Origin of the sequence: Halomarina pelagica, assembly GCF_024228315.1 — an archaeon.
GTDB classification, from domain to species: domain Archaea; phylum Halobacteriota; class Halobacteria; order Halobacteriales; family Haloarculaceae; genus Halomarina; species Halomarina pelagica.
Map to the genome: position 1 here is coordinate 246,849 of NZ_CP100454.1, position 16,463 is coordinate 263,311.

Genomic DNA, 16,463 nt, shown 5'->3' on the forward strand with positions numbered 1-16,463 from the left:
TGTGACTATATCCATGGCCGTGGAGTCGGGTTGGTTACTCACGTTTCTCGCCAGTCTGACCCTCATCTTGGCCGCTGCGCATACACTTGGAACGATCACCGACAGACTGGGGTTCGCACTGGTTGTCGGTGAACTTCTCACCGGGCTGGTCTTGGGTCCGTCACTTCTCGGACTCGTCGCTCCGAACGTCACGGCTATCGTCGTCCTGGTTCCCGATCGGCTGGCGGCTCTCGCGTCGCTTGGGCTCATCCTCCTTCTCGTACTGGCTGGAACTGAAGTTGACGTTCAGACGGTCCGTCGCTATATCCGACCGACGATCGCCCTTGCTACAGGAGTCTCGGTTGTGCCGTTCCTTCTGGGGTTCGCCCTGGGATGGTTTCTCCCCGCGAGATATCTCGTCACTCCCGAACAGCGATTCCCGTTTGCGCTATTCCTGGCGACGGCTCTGAGCATCTCGGCGGTTCCCGTCGCCGTTCCCGTGCTGATCGACCTCGACGCGATGGACCGAACGGTGGGACAACTCACCCTCACTGTCGCTGTCATCATCGATGCGGCGGGGTGGATCGCGCTCACCATCGTGTCCGACATCGCAAGAGTGGGCCAGATAAATCCGCTAGTGGTCGGTCGAACACTTGGCGTCCTCGCTGTGTTCGTTGTTGTTGTCGTCGTTCTCGGCCCGCGAATTGTCGGTACACTCTTCGATGTCACCGCATACGTGCGATCGCCCGTATTAACCGGATTTTCGATCGTCATGGTCGTCGGGCTCGGGATGGCGGGTGCCTCGCTCGCACTCGGGCTGGAGGCCGTTCTCGGCGCATTTCTCGCAGGGGCCTTAGTGAGGAACCGACTCGACACGGAGACAGAACGAGTGTCTCAAATAGTGACACTTGGGCTGTTCGCGCCCATCTTCTTTGCGATGGCCGGGTTACGGGTCGATCTGAGTGGGCTGTTCACGCTGGATACGCTGCGGGTCGTCGGGGTCATACTCATCGTTGCCGTGCTCGGAAAGGCACTCGGCGTGGTACTCGGGGCGACGTTCACGGATCTCACCCGAGTAGAAACCATTTACCTCGCCATCGGGCTCAACGCCCGCGGGGCGATGGAACTCGTCGTGGCGGCCCTCGGCTTGGCAATCGGGATTCTCACGCCCACCATCTATGCCGTCATCGTACTCGTCGCCATCGTCACCTCTGTGATGACGCCGCCACTGCTCCGGCGCGCCCTCTCATACCTCCCGGCCAATGGGGTGTCCGAGACGTCGTGACTTACCGTGTTAATTTCGAGATGAATCCGTCAATTCTTGTAGAATGGCTCTGTTGAAACCCTCATCAGTTGATACGAACTCAGTGCTGAATACAGAGAATGGGTTCAGCACAATGACATTCTCCTCGCCGTAACCGGCGAGGTTTCCCCGTCCGCACGCTCGGAGTCGAACCGGCCATCGCACCTCGCAAAACGGTGCGTGGAACCTGGCTCGTCCGACGGGGGCAACTCCACCCGCTTGCGCGGGGTGTCTCGGTTCGTGCGCCGTACGTGAGTCCCGTGAGGGATGTGGCGGGTTGCGCGTCCGACCGGACACGCGGTATCTCCTTGCACCGTGCATCCCCGCCGTCCCGAGGGAGTTTGGGGATACCCCCAGACGCTCCTTTCGGCGCGTCCAGGCACGGGTCGTGCCATCGACCTGCGTCACCTCTCTGCCACGTCAGTGACGCTCAATCGCGGGAGGCTCGCGTTTTTGATGCCCACCTTTCAGCGGGTGCGTCGGTGGACTCACGTCCGGTCGAAGGTGTGTTATCGACCACGTCCCCAGAACGCGGAGCATTCTGGTGTGCGAACGAGACGCATTGCGTCTCGTTAACGCCGTGAGCGGCGGGACTCTCTCCTTGATTCAGGTAGTCGTATGTACTTGACCCGTTGATTTCCGCAGTCTGATGTGATACCTTTCCTTGGACCGTCACGGTATGGATGCAAAAGGGCCGTTAGTCGCTGGACCTGGGCAAATCCGTCTTCCTATGGTCCCGGAATATAAGTCGTTACGCGTCTCCTTCAGATTGATATGGTTCCCCGACCGCCTCCCGTGGGAGTACGTTGTGGAGCTCGGATTCAATATCGGCAGCCGATTCGAACGACTCACGGGAGGTCTTGGAAACCAATTTGCCTAGATTTGTGTCACCGTCGGCCAGTATCAACCTAACATCGGAGAGTTCTTCCGATGCTGTAGTCCGTCTGATGGGATAATCAATTTCATCAAGCAAGGTCGAAATGTCACTGAACTTGATTTCACGAGCCATATTCCCAACTACGTCCGGGAAGGCAATAAGTGACGTAACCGGTGTGACGAACATTCTCCGATGGTTGGGATTCTCGCAGTGCTTTTCGTCAGCGAAATTTGCGTTATCGACCGATTCGATTGGGCTCCCGAGTATATTCAAGAAAGAATGTTGTTCCACGGAAATTCCGCGAGCGATCCACACATGAAACTTGGGAGGTCGGCCACACGTATTTTCCCCACAATCGGACGAGTAGGCTAGCAAGTAACTCGATCGTAAGAATGACTCACGTGACATATGTGCCTACCGTGCGAGACTTGCGCCCTGTATTCAGCACGGACACTGAAACATATCACCGGTTGAGGGTTCCAACAAGGCCTGTAGAATCTATCAGTGGCTAGCTGCGGCAACGCCCAGAATCACGACGTGATAGATGACGACGATGATGAACACGACACAGAGAAGACCGGCGCGAGGAACGGAACTGGACGCATTTGATTCGTGGACATGAACTGAGTCCGGAGCAACAACATCCCTCCACCGATGAGCGCGAGGACCGCTGACAGTGTGTTCAGAAATCCAATAGTCCCCCACGTGACCCCGAGATCCCACGTGGTGAACAGAATACCGAGAGTCACAGGGAGCGTGCCCTAGAACACCATCGCGCCCGTGATATTACCAATTTCGAGTGTATCCTTCCCCTCACCGATCCAGATTACCGAATTGTGCCGTGTTGAATAGATCCTGAGTCACAGTTAGAGTGGTTCACAGAGCTGTTCTATGTTCGAGATAGCGAACATCAGGACAATTTCACGGAACTGCCGATACCAACCGAGCGCTCGCTCGGCGATGCCGTGCGAGCGCTTCGTTGTCGAATACGACGTTTCAGCCATCGAGCGCTGAGAGTAGCCCTTTGCCCGGATGAGCGCGTTATGTCCAATCGTAAGCGGCTTTGATCCACGCTGTAAGATGAGTGGCTCGACACCGAGTGCGTAGCACTCGTATTTCGTGACCCAGTTGTGGAACGCTTTGTCAGCAGCCACAGACAGCAGGTCGTCCGCGTTCCGGCGGACGACCTGCGGCCCGGTCTTCGTATCGTGGTTCCACCGGGCTGAGATGTGGACGTCAAGAACAGCGAGAGACTCTACATCGGTTAACGTCGTCACTTTCAACGTCTGTACGGTGCTTCCGGATCGCTGGCGGTAGTACGACGAGGCAGAGCGTCGGTCGAAGAACGTGCTGTCGAGCGCTGCGTGTCCAGACTGCGGGTGTTGCTGCGCTGAAACGCGCAGCAACGCCCGCCACACCCACATCTTCAGCCGGTCGAACGATTTGTAGATCGTGGTGTAATCCGGGAGCTCGTCTCGGTCAAGTTCTAGGACCTCACGAATCTCCGCCATGTACTTCAGCCGGTTTTCGGTCTCACGGAAGCTGTGGTCTTCTTCGAGCCGGAAACAGTGAAGGACAATATGAACCCAGCGGACGAACCCGCCGCTGGCGGGTTCGCCCGCGTGCTTCCCCAAAGCTTGTTTGGCCAGGCGCTTACACTTCTGAACGAAGTCGAGGAGATCGATTTCCATAGGATAGAGCCGAATTCCTCGGCTTCATCCTTCTAAACCCGTGATTTCGGCTGATCCAATCGCTATTCAACACAGCACTATATTGGACTTCTTGGAATTGCGTTCTGGCCGGGCAAGCGCAAGGCGAAAGGAGAAATCCACGACGTTGAGTCCGGCCAGTGGAAAGAGACCGACGGTGAACAGCGGTAGCCCGAGCTGGAATCACCGTTCTGCCCGAATGCGCGATGACGATCGAGGTTGCCTTGCAGTACGCAGATCTCCAAAAACGCTGTAACGAACTGTAGACCGTCCGCAAACATGACTGAGCGATCGAGTACGTCGATGTTGTCGCCCGAGCGACAGGTGGCACGCTAGGGGAGGACCATCAAAGTGATCGGCGACGAGCGGGGCCAGAGATCTACCGGAGACGGTGGATAGTCGCACTAGCCGCGGGGGGAGAGTTGCGGCCAGAGCCACCACAGGTCGAGTAGGAGTTGACGACGGCGATCCCGGAGGGGTCACTCCGAATCGAGAGCTGATCATTCTGGCACCAGCTGATGAGTTCAGACTAGTGTGATGATGCAGCGTGTATACAACACGCTAGAACCTCGGAGAGTGGGGCCCGTAATCTGTCAATACAGGGTCGGAAGTTACAACCAGTCAGCAGGGAGTTTGTCTTCGTGGGCTTCCAGCAATTCAAGCAATGGCCTGATTTCATCGAACTTCGGCCCTTTCATGACCTCGTGGGTATTCCTGTCCCATTCAATGAACCCGTAGTCGGCCAACTTCGGGAGGTGGACGGCGTTCAACAGCATCAGTTTCACTCTCAGAGTCAGCAATATCGACAGGTGCATCGTCTTGTGGATTATGGTCTAACAACGCTATCAACAGTTTGTGGCGCTGAATGTCAGCCAACGCATCTACCTTGTCATCGAAAGAGAGGGTTCTACCGTCTTATCCATAGTTCATCATCGGGCGCTACAGGGATAACATCCCGACTATTTCATTCTCCAGTGACGTTTGATTAACGAGTAACAGTACTCGATAGAAGGAAGATGACCAACGGCTGCGCAGGCAACTACGACGAGCACGAACTACGGCTACTGTACTCCTTCGATGGTCAACGCCGCCATTGCTCCACATTGGGGTTAGTGGTGCTTACCACGGGTTCAACCGGATAGATACCGTAGCATGTGTATGTCCACGGTTCGCTCCGTCAGTACCCTTGTACGAGAGAAGAACATCACACATCTCGCTGCGGGGATCGCCTACTACGCGTTCGTCTCGATCATTCCGATGATGTTGCTCGCTGTGGCAGTTGCATCGTTTGTCGGGGGACAGGCGCTAGCCGACCGTGTGACCACCATGCTCGGGGAACAACTCACGTCCTCGGGCCAGCAGATCGTGACAGAGACGCTCACCAACACTACCGGCCGAGGGGGCGCCTCCATAGTAGGTTTGATCGCACTCACATGGAGCTCTTTGAAGCTCTTTCGCGGGCTCGATCTAGCGTTCGACGAGATTTATACAGACGATATCGAAGCATCACTACTCGATCAAATCCAGCATGCACTCGTCGTGATCGTGGGGATTGGTATTGCCATCGCCCTCGTCGTCGCCGTCGGGATCGCGCTTTCGGTACTGCCCGTGGGGATTCCGCTGATCAATGTGTTCGGGCTGCTCGTACTGGTCGTCGTGTTGACGATCGCGTTCCTCCCGATCTATTACGTGCTCCCGCCAGTTGACGTCTCCTTACGCGAAGTGCTTCCAGGAGCTGCTATCGCTGCAGTCGGATGGGTACTTCTCCAGATCGGCTTCCGGATTTACGCAGCCAATGCCGATCGCTACGCGGCGTACGGCCTCATCGGCGCCGTTCTCCTATTCGTCACCTGGCTGTACTTCGCAAGCATGGTCGTGCTGCTCGGTGCGGCAGTGAATGCCGTCCGCAGCGGAACAATAAACAACCTCGCGTAGACGACCCGAAGCACTCCCGTCGTCAGTGTTCGACATCAAATTCTCCTCGCTGTGATCGGGATCATCGACGGGATACTCAGCGAGGAAGAGGAACAAGGTAGCGGGTTTTCGACGTACAAATAGATGGATCTAGAGAATATTTCAGATGTTCTGAACCGGGTGGAGTGGAAACAGCCAGTACCCGATGTAGGAGCCGAGTTGCTCTCCTATTTCATCTTAGCTCATCCAATGCCGAACACAACCACCGGACAGGAATTGGACTTCTCAACCGCTACTTCACTTCTTACAATGAAGACTTCACCGTGCCGGACACAGGCGATTGCCATCGATATCGGGGTCACAGTTGTCCCTGAACAACACTGAGGCGATCCTATGCAAATCTTGTTTAGGGGAACTCACTTGCTCGTCGGTCGCTCTCCCTGGTAGGCGTCGAACCAGCCTGGGACGGCCTGTTTGAGCGTGCCGGTCGTACTCCCGAGGTTCAGAAACTGGTCCCCGTTCGCTGCCTTCTCGTTGACGTCATCTACCCCGAATCCGAGACCGCCGACTGGAACACCTGCATCGACGGCGGTTGAACGAACAGTCTCGCCGGCGTCCTGCACATCCGGATGGTCGGTTTCCCTGGGACAGCCGAGCGCGACGGAAAGGTCGGGTGGGCCGATGAAGACGAATCCCAGTTCCGGGATGTCCAGGATTGCGTCGAGATTCTCAACGGACGCCTCGGTTTCAATGGTCACGCCGACGATCGTCTCCTGGTCCTCGGTGGCGATGTAATCGTTGGCGAGCCCCTCAACGGCTGGCCCGGGGCGACCCGAGCCCCCGATCGCCCGGACTCCCGTCGTAGCTGAACCGAGCGGATTTGACCGCCTCACGGACCTCCGTCGCCGTCTCCACGCATGGAAGAAAGACGTTCCTGGCCCCGAGGTCCAGAGCCTTCCGGACCAGCGTTGGGTCCATGTCGGGGAGTCGGACAAGCAGTTCGAGGTCCGTCCGTTCGGCTGCGTGTAGTAGGTCCTCCATCAAATTCGCGTCCCACGGATCCGGCCCACCATGTTCGAGATCGATCCAGACGAAATTCAAGTCGAGTTCACCGTAGAACTCCATGAGTGTGGGACTGTACGTGTTGTCGAGCAGGCCGAGCGCAACGCCTCCGCTCTCCAACGTGGCTGCGAGGTTGTTCGTCAACGCTGGATAATCCATTGGTGTATCTTCTGCCGCGGACGGAAAAATCTACTGCACAGGTTACGGAGACTACGTTCACCACTCATAGCAAGCGCAGCACTGAGGAACATCGAAGGACCCTGACGAACGAGATCGAGCAGAGGAACGGCTCTCACCGACTGACGAAGTGACGGATCGTCGTTCGTCTCGAAAGGTGGAGGATATTGAGTAGGTTCGACGAAGCTGCCACTCCCTCCACCACGTACCCGAGGAGTTCACACCGACGAGCGTCCACACAGTTATCCGAATCGAGCGCCTATATTAAAGGATGCCAGACGACAAACGGGGCCGAGACGAGAACCCAGACGACGAACAGCGACAACCGCCAGAGCGGAAGCGAGAGGATGTACGCGACCGCGCCCATGAAGACCGAGCGATGAGCGGTGACCCTGGTGGAAGGCTCGGTGACCTTGATGAGGTACTCGAAGCCCAAGACTATCCAACTACGACGGATGGATTGGTTGAGGCCTATGGCGACTACGAGATCGAAACGCAGGGCGGGACAGAATCCCTCGAAGAAGTGCTTGCCTCAACCGATAATCAAACGTATGATTCCGTTGACGACGTTAGAAGCCGGATACTGGGACTGATACATCGATAACGAATTAGCTCGCGGCGTACGTGAATCCTATTCTGCTGGCTATTCGGTGGGGCTGCTCGTGTGGACACGCGCGTCTGCCCTGTTCTCGCCCTCATGAACCGTCTTTCCTTATCCGCTGTCTCCACCGGGTACCAGCACGTCATCGTCTGGGACGGGCTCCATGGATCGATTCCCATTGCATTGGTACTGGGCCTCCGTCCGGACCAATATCCCTAACAGCCAATTTAGAGCTCCGGTCGATAGTATTGTCGAGTGGACCCGTCGCTCCCGAGGAAAACCCCCCGAACGAATCGTCCACACAGACTTCGGGTGACATAGGATTCTCGTCGCAATCGAATCGAGCGGCGACAGGAACTGGCGACGCTCGTATACGACCCACACCCAGTCAGAGGAGCACGACCTGCGCCAGACCAAGGAAGATGAAAAACCCGAGGACGTCAGTCGCGGTCGTGATGAAGATGGTCGCAGACGTGGCCGGATCGTAGCCGAACCGATCCAGTCCGAGCGGAACGAGTGCGCCGAAGAACCCGGCGATGATGAGATTCAGTACCATCGCGATGCCGATGACCAGCCCCAACAACGGACTCTGGTTGAACAGGGTGGCGATGGCGGCCACGATAATACCGGTGATCACACCGTTTGCACCCCCTGCAAGCACCTCGTTGCCGATGGCGCGCCTCCCTGTTCGAAGCGAGATCTGCTCTAGTGCGATTCCGCGGACCGTCACGGCCATCGACTGCGTGCCGGCGTTCCCACCCATCCCGGCGACGACCGGCATGTAGATTGCCAGCAGCGTCAACGCTGCGATCGTGTCCTCGAACAGCCCGACGGTCGCCGCGGCGAGGAAGGCCGTTCCGAGATTAATGATAAGCCACTTGTACCGCCGGCGGACCTTCTCGAGGGCGCCATCGAGAACGCTCTCCTGCTCGTCGACACCGGTGAACTCATAGAGCGTCTGGCCGGCCTCTTCCTCGATGGCCCGCAACAGATCGTCCGCGTAGATGACTCCGAGAATGCTATCGTCTTCGTCGAGAACGACGATTTTACCCTGGGGGTTTGCCCTGAACACTTCGATAACCTCCGAGTCGGGCTGTTCGTATCGAACCGTTGGGGCGGAGCGAAGATACTCGGTGATGTCCGCCGGCCCGTGACCAGCCAGGGCCAGGGTATGGCCAGGTAACTCTCCCACCACCTCGTCGCCATCGGTGACGAAGACGGTAGGAAAGCGCCCAGTTCGGGCCTCGTACCGTCGGACGAGCCGTGTCACCTCCTCGAATCCCTGGTCCTTGTCCACGGTGACGTAGTCGAGATCCATCATCCCAGCGGCGCTGTCCGGACTGAACTTCAGGAGGAACTCGATCCGCTCTCGTCGATCTGCACCGAGTTGACTGAGCACGGCCCCCTGAGTGTCTCCGTCGAGCAATCCGACTACGTCGGTTGCATCGTCGGGGTCGAGCCGCCGAACGAATCGCCGTACTTCCTGGCGATCCATGCCGTCGAGTACGTCTCGCTGAATCGACTCGGGTAGCTGGAAGAACACGACCCGTTGTCGTGTCCACGGCAGTGCTTGGAACTCCGCACCTGGTGTCTCCGAAATGGCTATCTGCTGTTGGACATCAATTGTGGATTCTCGCATACGGTTACCTCACCTCGCGTCGCATAAATCCCGAGAATAGACATGATGTGGCGTGTTCTGAGAGGCTCGAACTCATATCTACACTAACGCCCGGAGACAGATACGTCACTGGTCCCAGTCATCGGCATAGACTGATCGCGCTCGCCAACCGTACCAATACCCCGCCGTAATTCGAGTGCGCTCGTGAAATCGGTCTGCGAGAGGATCCCGACGATTGCGCCGTCCCCCTCGACGAGGGCGTACGACGTCTTCGTGGTGCCGAGTTCGACGAATGCATCGAAGGCATCCGCCGTCGCCTGCACGGTTAGCGGTTCTTCGGCCATTACGTCGGCAACCGGAGTGGTTGCACGGTTGCGCTGGTCGACGTCTTGCAGGTGTCGCAGTGAGACGATACCGACAGTGGCGCCTGTCCCGTCGGTGACGCCGAACTCGGTTCGACGGTCGACGAGCATCTGGTCGACGAACTCCGCGACCGTCGAAGTGGCCGAGATAGTTCGTGAATCGGGCGTCATGATGTCCGCAACGGTGACTCCAGCGAGCAAATCTTCAAGTGCCGTCGTGCGTGATTCGGAGGTCGCCGCTCCGTAGATGAACAGTGCGACGAACAGGAGGATGATGTTGAACGAGAACACGCCGATCACGGCGAACAGCAGGGCGAAGATGACGCCGATACGTGCGGCGATCCGGGTGGCCTGCCCGTACGGGCGTGTCCGAGCGAGCAGCGCCCGAAAGACCCGCCCACCGTCCATCGGGAACGCCGGAACGAGGTTGAAGATGGCGAGCGTTACGTTCACGACCGCGAGCCAGCCGACGACGAACACCACGGTTGGGAGCGACGCTGGGATGATCTGCAACAGGACGTAACAAACTACTCCGAGCAGGACGCTCGTGATAGGGCCAGCGATGGCGATCCAGAACTCGCGGTTCCACTCGCGCGGCATGGACGTCATGCTCGCCACACCGCCGAAGATCCAGAGTGTGATCGACTCGATGGTCAGCCCGTACCGGAGCGCGACCCATGAGTGGCCCAGTTCGTGAATGGTCACGCTCACAAACAGACCGAGCGCCGCCACAGCGCCGATCAGCCAAGGCGTCGCGCCCTGGCGCAGGACGGCAACGTCGAGTGTCGACCCTGCCAATCCATCGATTATCCCAGCGTAGAGGGCAATCTGCTGCCCACTTCCGATCAACCACGCCAGGATCGGGAGAAAGACTATCAGCGAGATGTTGATCCGGATGGGAATGCCCCAGACGCTGGTGAGTCGATAGCTACGCATTACTCTCCGCCGTCGGGTTGATTCTGCTCACCGCCGTCGGCCTGGGGCGAGTTGTGCGGAGTCGGCGTCCCGGCGGATGCGCGCCCCATCCAATCGTCAATGTTCTCCGCAACGTAGGTGTGGCCGCCCCAGCCCACGGCGATGCCGACGCCGATCGCGACGGCCGCGGCGAGTCCCCACGCTAACGCGTTGGCGAAGACGAATAGGATGCCGACATCGACGCCCATCGTGTCGAGCCCGATCACGATCGCCGTGAAGTAGAGGAACATCCGCGTGCCCTTCGCGAACCACGAGGTGTACTCGGTCTGGGTGGCTGCCCGGGTCCGCATGATGGCGTCACCGATGAAGTCCGCGACGACGAACCCGAGGACGACGACTAACAGTCCGGCGATGAACGCCGGCAGATACGAGACCGCCGTCGAGATCCACTCCGACAGCAGCGAAATCGCGAGCACGTTTGCAGCGGCGAGGATCGCCAGCGCATTGACGAACCACTTTGCGAGCGTCCCGAACGCGTTCGAGACGGCGGCCTCGGTTCCCCCGAGGATGCGTCCGATCGGCGTTTCGAGCACCATCCGGTCGAGCTCGACCCGGTCCGCTACCTTCCGAACCACCTTGGCGGCGGCAACTCCGAGGACCCAGCCGATCAGGAGGACCAGGAGCGCTCCTACCAGACGGGGGAGAAACGCGACGATCTCCGCAACCGTTTCCTCAAGGAACACCGGGACACCTAGTTGGAGCACGTACGATTGTAGCATGATTAAGATATCGCCCTTCAGAGCCATGAAGAGGCGACATTTTCACATTCCGTGGGTTTATCATTATGTGGGTTACACTTCGGGCGTAGCACTTCCTACCGCCGATTTCGCTCGTGTTCTGGCCCGAGATTGAGAAACACGTCGTCCTCCGCACCGCACCGTGGGCAAGTATGCACGAAGTGGAGGCCGTCCTCATCGCGCTTTTCTATTCGCCACTCCGAGCGGGCGCGAGCGACGTTCCCACATGCCGGGCAACGTTTTGGATGGTCCTGAAGATACGTCTGCATGAAGTCGATAAATGACTGCGTCCCATGACGGTGCGTCCGCATTGGTCAACCGTACGGGAAGCTCACGTATCAGCGTATTCCACCCGTTAGTTCTTCACCAGTACAGATCACACGGTCCAGACTCTCTTTGACAGGCAGTGAGTGTGCCAGCCAGCAACGGGTACTCGTCTGTTTGTGGATATTAATCCGGTTACCCGCCAAGCCACCAACCATAGAGCTGTGCCTGCTCGTCAGTGTCGGGATGCTTCTTCGAGTGGCCGTAGGTCTTCCCCTTGAGCAGCTGTCGTTCGACCGCGTTCGCGGCGAGTCGAAGGGCGTGAGAGGCACCGTACCCCTCCCCATCGGCCGTGAAGTAGCCGCGGTCGGTGACCAGTCGGACCCGTGCCAGTACCAGCGGCACACCCCGATTTTGTTCCTTGTGCTCCTGCAGTTCGATGCTGGCCTTGAGCACGCTCATCTCACCGTACTTCGAGGTCATGCGCTCGATCAGTGCGGAGACATCGTCGTAGTCCATCCCCTCCAAAAGGTCGAGCCCGAACACCTGCACGGCGTTCCGGTCATCGCGCTCCCAGGTGAGCGCCTCGATGACATCCGTTTTCGTAATGATACCGATCGGCTCGTTGGTGTCGTCGGCCGTAACGACGAGCGAGGAGATTTCCCGGTCAAACATCGTCTCGACGACCTCGTCGAGTGGTGCGCTCCGCTCGACGGTCACGACTGCGTCGGACATCAGGTTCCGTACTGGAAGATCGAGCATCCGGTCGGCATCGCCCTCGCGCGCGCCGAACCCGCCACGGTTCTGCCCGCCACCGCCGCGGCCACCGAAGCCGCTCGACGAACCGCCCTGGCTCTTGCTGCCGCCTCGCGTCGTGAACTCGATGACGTCGTACAGGCTCAACATTCCCACGAGGTCGTTCCCGTCGACGACCGGGAGATGGGCGATCCCGGCTTCTCGAAGCATATTGAGCGCTTTCCCGATCGTGGTTTCAGGGGTCGCACTGATCAACTTCACCGTGTAGGCATCCTCGACAGTGGCGGCGTCGAGAAACGGACGCACTGCCTCGAGGACGGCATCGCCGGTCACCACACCGACAACACGGTCGTCATCAAGCACGGGGAGCGTTTTGGCGTCGCTACCGATCATGAACCGGGCGACCTCGCGGACGTCCTCGGTGCGGTCGACCGTCGGGACGTGCTGTACCTGTGAGCCGACCTTCGCAGACGGCTGGTTGGACGAGGAGGCCAGCTGTCGGCGGCTAACAACGCCACGATACTCGTCGCCATCTGTTATAATGACGGCATCCAGTTCCTGATTCTCGAACGCTCCAGCGACCTTCGAGAGCGGTGTACCGATGTCGAACTCCGTGAATTTTGGGGAGAGAATCTCAGATATATCCATGTGTGACTTCCTAATAGGAGGGTCGCTGGACGGTTATGCTTGTTCCACTTTCTACAGTCTGTGCGAGCCAGTTTGAGTGACTATCTCCTGATTTGGAACTACCTGAATCTACGTTGGAACTGGTGATCTAATAGCCAGCATCGCGTTCTTCTGGGGGACTGTGAATTAGGAAATCGCGACCGATACTGGCACTAATGCCGTACAGTAGGAGCCGCCCCCTACAAGACCCTCACCCGACAATGAGGGTGTATGGTCGAGTTAATCTCTATTGGTGGGTTGTTCCTCGCCTTCTTCCTCGTCATCATGAACGGAGTATTCGTGGCCGCTGAGTTCGCGTTCGTAAAAATCCGACCGACCCGGGTGAACGCGCTCGTCGACCGTGGGAAGCCCGGTGCGGGGCTTGTACAGGATGCCATCGAGAACCTCGATGGCTATCTGGCAGTCAGTCAGCTCGGGATTACGCTCTCCTCACTTGGTCTCGGGTGGATCGGTGAGCCGGCTGTCGCAGCACTCATCGAACCCATTCTCGGGCAACTGCTGCCTGCAGGAGTGATTCATCTCGTGGCATTCGCGCTGGGATTCGGCTTCATCACCTTCCTCCACGTCGTCTTCGGCGAACTGGCACCGAAGACGTTCGCCATCCAGGAGGCCGAACGGGTAGCGCTCCTCGTTGCGCCGCTCATGAAATTCTTTTACTACCTATTCCTGCCCGGCCTCATTGTCTTCAACGGCACTGCCAACTACTTCACCAGCCTCGTCGGTGTCTCGCCAGCGTCCGAAAGCGAAGAAACCCATTCCGAGGAAGAGATCCTGATGATCCTCACGCGTTCGGAGGAAACGGGACACGTCGACCTCGACGAGGTCGAGATGATCGAGAGCGTCTTCGAACTCGGCGACACTCTCGCCCGCGAGATCATGGTTCCACGCCCCGATGTAGAAACCGTGTCCGCCTCGATGGCGCTTTCAGACCTTCGTGCGGTTGCCGCCAGCGGGACCTACACTCGCTACATCGTCCTCGACGAAGACGGAAACCAGCCAATTGGGTTCGTCCACGCGAAGGATATCCTCCAGGCGAGCGAAACCGAAGCCGATCACGACTCAATCACTGCACGTGACCTCGTACGAGACATCCTTGTAGTCCCGGAGACGCGACGGATCGACGCAATTCTCGCAGAGTTTCAGACACACGGTGGTGGACAGATCGCGGTTGTCATCGACGAATGGGGCGTTTTCGAGGGGATCGTAACCATCGAGGACATCCTCGAAGAGATCGTCGGCGACATTCGAGATGAATTCGATACGGTACCGCAGGGCCCCGCTATCGAGCAGCGAGACGACGGAACGTACGTCGTCGACGGCGGCGTCCCAATCCAAGACGTGAACGAACGACTCGGCGCCACGTTCGAGACCGACGAGGTCGAGACGATCGGCGGATTCGTCTTTAGCCAGCTTGGACGAGAACCTGAGGTCGGTGACCAAATCGACCAGCAGGGATACGTCCTTCGCGTCGACGCTATCGACAACGCACGAATCGAACGCCTCGTGATCCAGCCACCAGAGACATCTCAAACGGAGGCTACTGAGGAATAATCGGGTCGCAAGCGGTGGTGTATATGACGGGGCACAAGAGAGTGGCCCGGCTGAGCCGGGCATACTCGACAATGAGTCTTGAAATCGTTGACCGACATAGCGAGGCACTGTTCGAGTACCTCTGGTATCCGGTCTGCGGGCACGAGATATTCAATCACATCCCCTTCGAGGGGATGTTCTGCAAGAACTGCAACACACAGGTCGAACTCCAAGAATCACAGGAGGATCGTGGCTACGAGGAAGCCGTCCTTGCCTGCTTCGATACCGACACGACCTGGAATCTCCACGTCGACGAAAAACTTCGTCGTGACCTGCCTGACGGGTCGGCTCGGGTGAAGATTCTCGGCGCACCGGGTGCCTACGAGATCGACTGGTGGAGTCCCGAACCCGGCGACGGCTGGGAGCCGGTCGAGCGCGGTGAATTCGCTGACATCGAAGAACTTGCTGAGGTGTCTCACTTGGCGTAGGAAGAGGTGTTCGTTGGGGGAGTTTTTCACCCCCTGAGGGGTGCGGGGGTGTTCGAACGAGCCCCCCTCGAACAGAACTATGAGTGGAATTAGTGATCCACAGCCAGCTGGAACGTCACACACTTTGGATGAGACCGACGTCATCTACGTCGGCTACCGTCGTCGAGGCCGCGCCATCGTCGAGAAACAGTCCGACCAAGAACAGCTGACGCCGGAGCGGAGTCTCGAGGTGGCGAATCACAGTCCGAGCGGATTCAGCTGGGGATACGCTGGCAGCGGGCCGGCCCAGCTCGCGCTCGCGCTCCTGCTCGATTACACCGACGACGAGGACGTCGCCCTCAAGGAGTACATGGAATTCAAGACCAAGGTCGTGAGCCAGCTGGAGTGTACAGAACCAGACGGCTGCTGGCGACTCACCGGGCGTGAGATCGATGCAGCCCTTCGTGAGACAGTCGACGAACCAGTCGCACCATCCGTCAACTAACGTTCACAGAGAGCAATCCATGTCAGAACCCACCCAGCAGTCCCGTACGAACGCAGAATCGACCGACAACAGTGCGCAACAGACTCCTACTGAATACGTCGAGCGAAGCGATGTCGGCGTCTCACTCACCGTGAAGCTCACTCGCGGCACTGGTACCCGCGATCAGGACAAACTCACGGCCAAAGTGAAGGCGAAAACGCTCGAAGAGGCCTGTGAGGACATGGAGACGCTTCGGGAGTACATCCACGACCTCGCCGAGGACGCTCGCCAAATCCAGCCAGGAGACGACGACGAGTAGCGGGCGGGTGCTGTTTTTCGTCGCCTCAGGAGGCGTGGAGGCGACCAGGAGTGAGCGACACAGGAGAGCACGATCCAGATTCGAGCGATCTATCCCCGGAACAGCGCCTCGACCCACCGAATTCTCGGCTCATCAACGCCGGTATCGCGACGATCAACGACATGGAGACGCTGCGAGCGTGCGTCGCCTACGAGAACACCCACCAGCAACGCGTCCAGATCCTTCGCCGGCTCGAAGACCGGGCCAGCGAGCTTCGGTCAGAAGACACCTAAATGGCCGATCGCGGGCTGTTTGTCGGCGCCGTCAGGGGTGGAGGCTTCGAAATGGATGAGCGACCGACCCGAGATTGAGATTCAGCGACAGACTGCGTTCAGTGAGGACGGCCAGCTCGAACTGGCCGAGACGAGCGTCGAGACCTCGCTCGAGGACTTCGGTGCAGACGTCGATCATCGAGACCGAGACTCACGGCTCGATCGCCCCGAGGCGAGTGACTTCGGCGTCGACGACCGGCCAGAAGTAACGCAGTCCTCAACAGGAGATCAGTCGACGCTCTTCGCGGATACTGACGCCGACCAACAGACACTCACAGGTGACGAGGCAGCGATGCAGTGCCTGTTCGGAGATTAACCAACACGCAGTCCC

Annotated in this window: 17 protein-coding genes and 1 pseudogene; 10 read left to right on the plus strand and 8 right to left on the minus strand. The window is 58.5% G+C overall.

Features of this window, described 5'->3' with window-relative positions:
- Positions 1 to 13: 13 nt before the first annotated feature.
- Positions 14 to 1,264 carry a cation:proton antiporter gene (locus NKI68_RS01295; protein WP_254544882.1) on the plus strand — a complete coding sequence of 417 codons (1,251 nt, stop codon included), beginning with the start codon at positions 14 to 16 and terminating at the stop codon, positions 1,262 to 1,264.
- Between the two features lie 769 nt (positions 1,265 to 2,033).
- Here the strand turns inward: NKI68_RS01295 and NKI68_RS01300 are convergent.
- The 3 genes from NKI68_RS01300 to NKI68_RS01310 all read right to left on the minus strand — a co-directional run bounded on the left by NKI68_RS01300 (position 2,034) and on the right by NKI68_RS01310 (position 4,683).
- Complete coding sequence (locus NKI68_RS01300) at positions 2,034 to 2,450, minus strand: DUF5789 family protein (RefSeq protein WP_254544883.1); 417 nt, start codon at positions 2,448 to 2,450, stop codon at positions 2,034 to 2,036.
- Positions 2,451 to 3,025: 575 nt separating this feature from the next.
- Positions 3,026 to 3,850: an IS5 family transposase gene (locus NKI68_RS01305; protein ID WP_254544884.1), complete on the minus strand. Its 825-nt coding sequence runs from the start codon at positions 3,848 to 3,850 to the stop codon at positions 3,026 to 3,028.
- A gap of 629 nt (positions 3,851 to 4,479) precedes the next feature.
- Positions 4,480 to 4,683: a transcriptional regulator gene (locus NKI68_RS01310; RefSeq protein WP_254544885.1), complete on the minus strand. Its 204-nt coding sequence runs from the start codon at positions 4,681 to 4,683 to the stop codon at positions 4,480 to 4,482.
- Between the two features lie 343 nt (positions 4,684 to 5,026).
- Here NKI68_RS01310 and NKI68_RS01315 point away from each other — a divergent pair, with 343 nt between their 5' ends.
- Positions 5,027 to 5,803: a YihY/virulence factor BrkB family protein gene (locus tag NKI68_RS01315; protein ID WP_254544886.1), complete on the plus strand. Its 777-nt coding sequence runs from the start codon at positions 5,027 to 5,029 to the stop codon at positions 5,801 to 5,803.
- Positions 5,804 to 5,926: 123 nt separating this feature from the next.
- On the plus strand, positions 5,927 to 6,166 hold the full coding sequence (locus tag NKI68_RS01320) for a DUF8172 family protein (RefSeq protein ID WP_254544887.1): 240 nt from the start codon (positions 5,927 to 5,929) through the stop codon (positions 6,164 to 6,166).
- 32 nt (positions 6,167 to 6,198) lie between these two features.
- On the opposite strand, the pseudogene NKI68_RS01325 reads toward NKI68_RS01320, so the two are convergent.
- Positions 6,199 to 7,003, minus strand: a pseudogene (locus tag NKI68_RS01325) (HpcH/HpaI aldolase family protein).
- A 289-nt stretch (positions 7,004 to 7,292) separates the two neighbouring features.
- Between NKI68_RS01325 and NKI68_RS01330 the strand changes: the two are divergent.
- Entirely contained in the window at positions 7,293 to 7,625 is a 333-nt protein-coding gene (locus NKI68_RS01330) for a DUF5789 family protein (RefSeq protein ID WP_254544888.1), read from the plus strand.
- Between the two features lie 385 nt (positions 7,626 to 8,010).
- Here NKI68_RS01330 and NKI68_RS01335 read toward each other — a convergent pair whose 3' ends face one another.
- From NKI68_RS01335 to NKI68_RS01350, 4 genes are all read right to left on the minus strand, one after another.
- Positions 8,011 to 9,261 carry a magnesium transporter gene (locus NKI68_RS01335; RefSeq protein WP_254544889.1) on the minus strand — a complete coding sequence of 417 codons (1,251 nt, stop codon included), beginning with the start codon at positions 9,259 to 9,261 and terminating at the stop codon, positions 8,011 to 8,013.
- A gap of 83 nt (positions 9,262 to 9,344) precedes the next feature.
- Positions 9,345 to 10,538 (minus strand): site-2 protease family protein, encoded by a 1,194-nt coding sequence (locus NKI68_RS01340; protein ID WP_254544890.1) that lies wholly within the window; start codon positions 10,536 to 10,538, stop codon positions 9,345 to 9,347.
- Positions 10,538 to 11,323 carry a mechanosensitive ion channel family protein gene (locus tag NKI68_RS01345; RefSeq protein ID WP_254544891.1) on the minus strand — a complete coding sequence of 262 codons (786 nt, stop codon included), beginning with the start codon at positions 11,321 to 11,323 and terminating at the stop codon, positions 10,538 to 10,540. The genes NKI68_RS01340 and NKI68_RS01345 overlap by 1 nt, the downstream gene beginning before the upstream one ends.
- A 450-nt stretch (positions 11,324 to 11,773) precedes the next feature.
- Positions 11,774 to 12,982 (minus strand): CBS domain-containing protein, encoded by a 1,209-nt coding sequence (locus NKI68_RS01350; RefSeq protein ID WP_254544892.1) that lies wholly within the window; start codon positions 12,980 to 12,982, stop codon positions 11,774 to 11,776.
- 249 nt (positions 12,983 to 13,231) lie between these two features.
- Between NKI68_RS01350 and NKI68_RS01355 the strand changes: the two genes are divergently transcribed.
- From NKI68_RS01355 to NKI68_RS01380, 6 genes are all read left to right on the plus strand, one after another.
- Positions 13,232 to 14,572 (plus strand): hemolysin family protein, encoded by a 1,341-nt coding sequence (locus NKI68_RS01355; protein ID WP_254544893.1) that lies wholly within the window; start codon positions 13,232 to 13,234, stop codon positions 14,570 to 14,572.
- Between the two features lie 71 nt (positions 14,573 to 14,643).
- Positions 14,644 to 15,039, plus strand: a complete 396-nt coding sequence (locus NKI68_RS01360) for a DUF7567 family protein (RefSeq protein ID WP_254546462.1) — start codon at positions 14,644 to 14,646, stop codon at positions 15,037 to 15,039.
- A 79-nt stretch (positions 15,040 to 15,118) separates the two neighbouring features.
- Entirely contained in the window at positions 15,119 to 15,523 is a 405-nt protein-coding gene (locus NKI68_RS01365) for a DUF6166 domain-containing protein (protein ID WP_254544894.1), read from the plus strand.
- Positions 15,524 to 15,542: 19 nt separating this feature from the next.
- A complete protein-coding gene (locus NKI68_RS01370) occupies positions 15,543 to 15,821 on the plus strand; it encodes a DUF7389 domain-containing protein (RefSeq protein ID WP_254544895.1) in 279 nt (92 codons plus the stop codon).
- A gap of 50 nt (positions 15,822 to 15,871) precedes the next feature.
- A complete protein-coding gene (locus NKI68_RS01375) occupies positions 15,872 to 16,093 on the plus strand; it encodes a DUF8129 domain-containing protein (protein WP_254544896.1) in 222 nt (73 codons plus the stop codon).
- A 55-nt stretch (positions 16,094 to 16,148) separates the two neighbouring features.
- The gene (locus NKI68_RS01380; RefSeq protein ID WP_254544897.1) at positions 16,149 to 16,448 is read left to right on the plus strand and encodes a hypothetical protein; all 300 of its coding nucleotides are present in this window, start codon (positions 16,149 to 16,151) and stop codon (positions 16,446 to 16,448) included.
- Positions 16,449 to 16,463 lie beyond the last annotated feature (15 nt).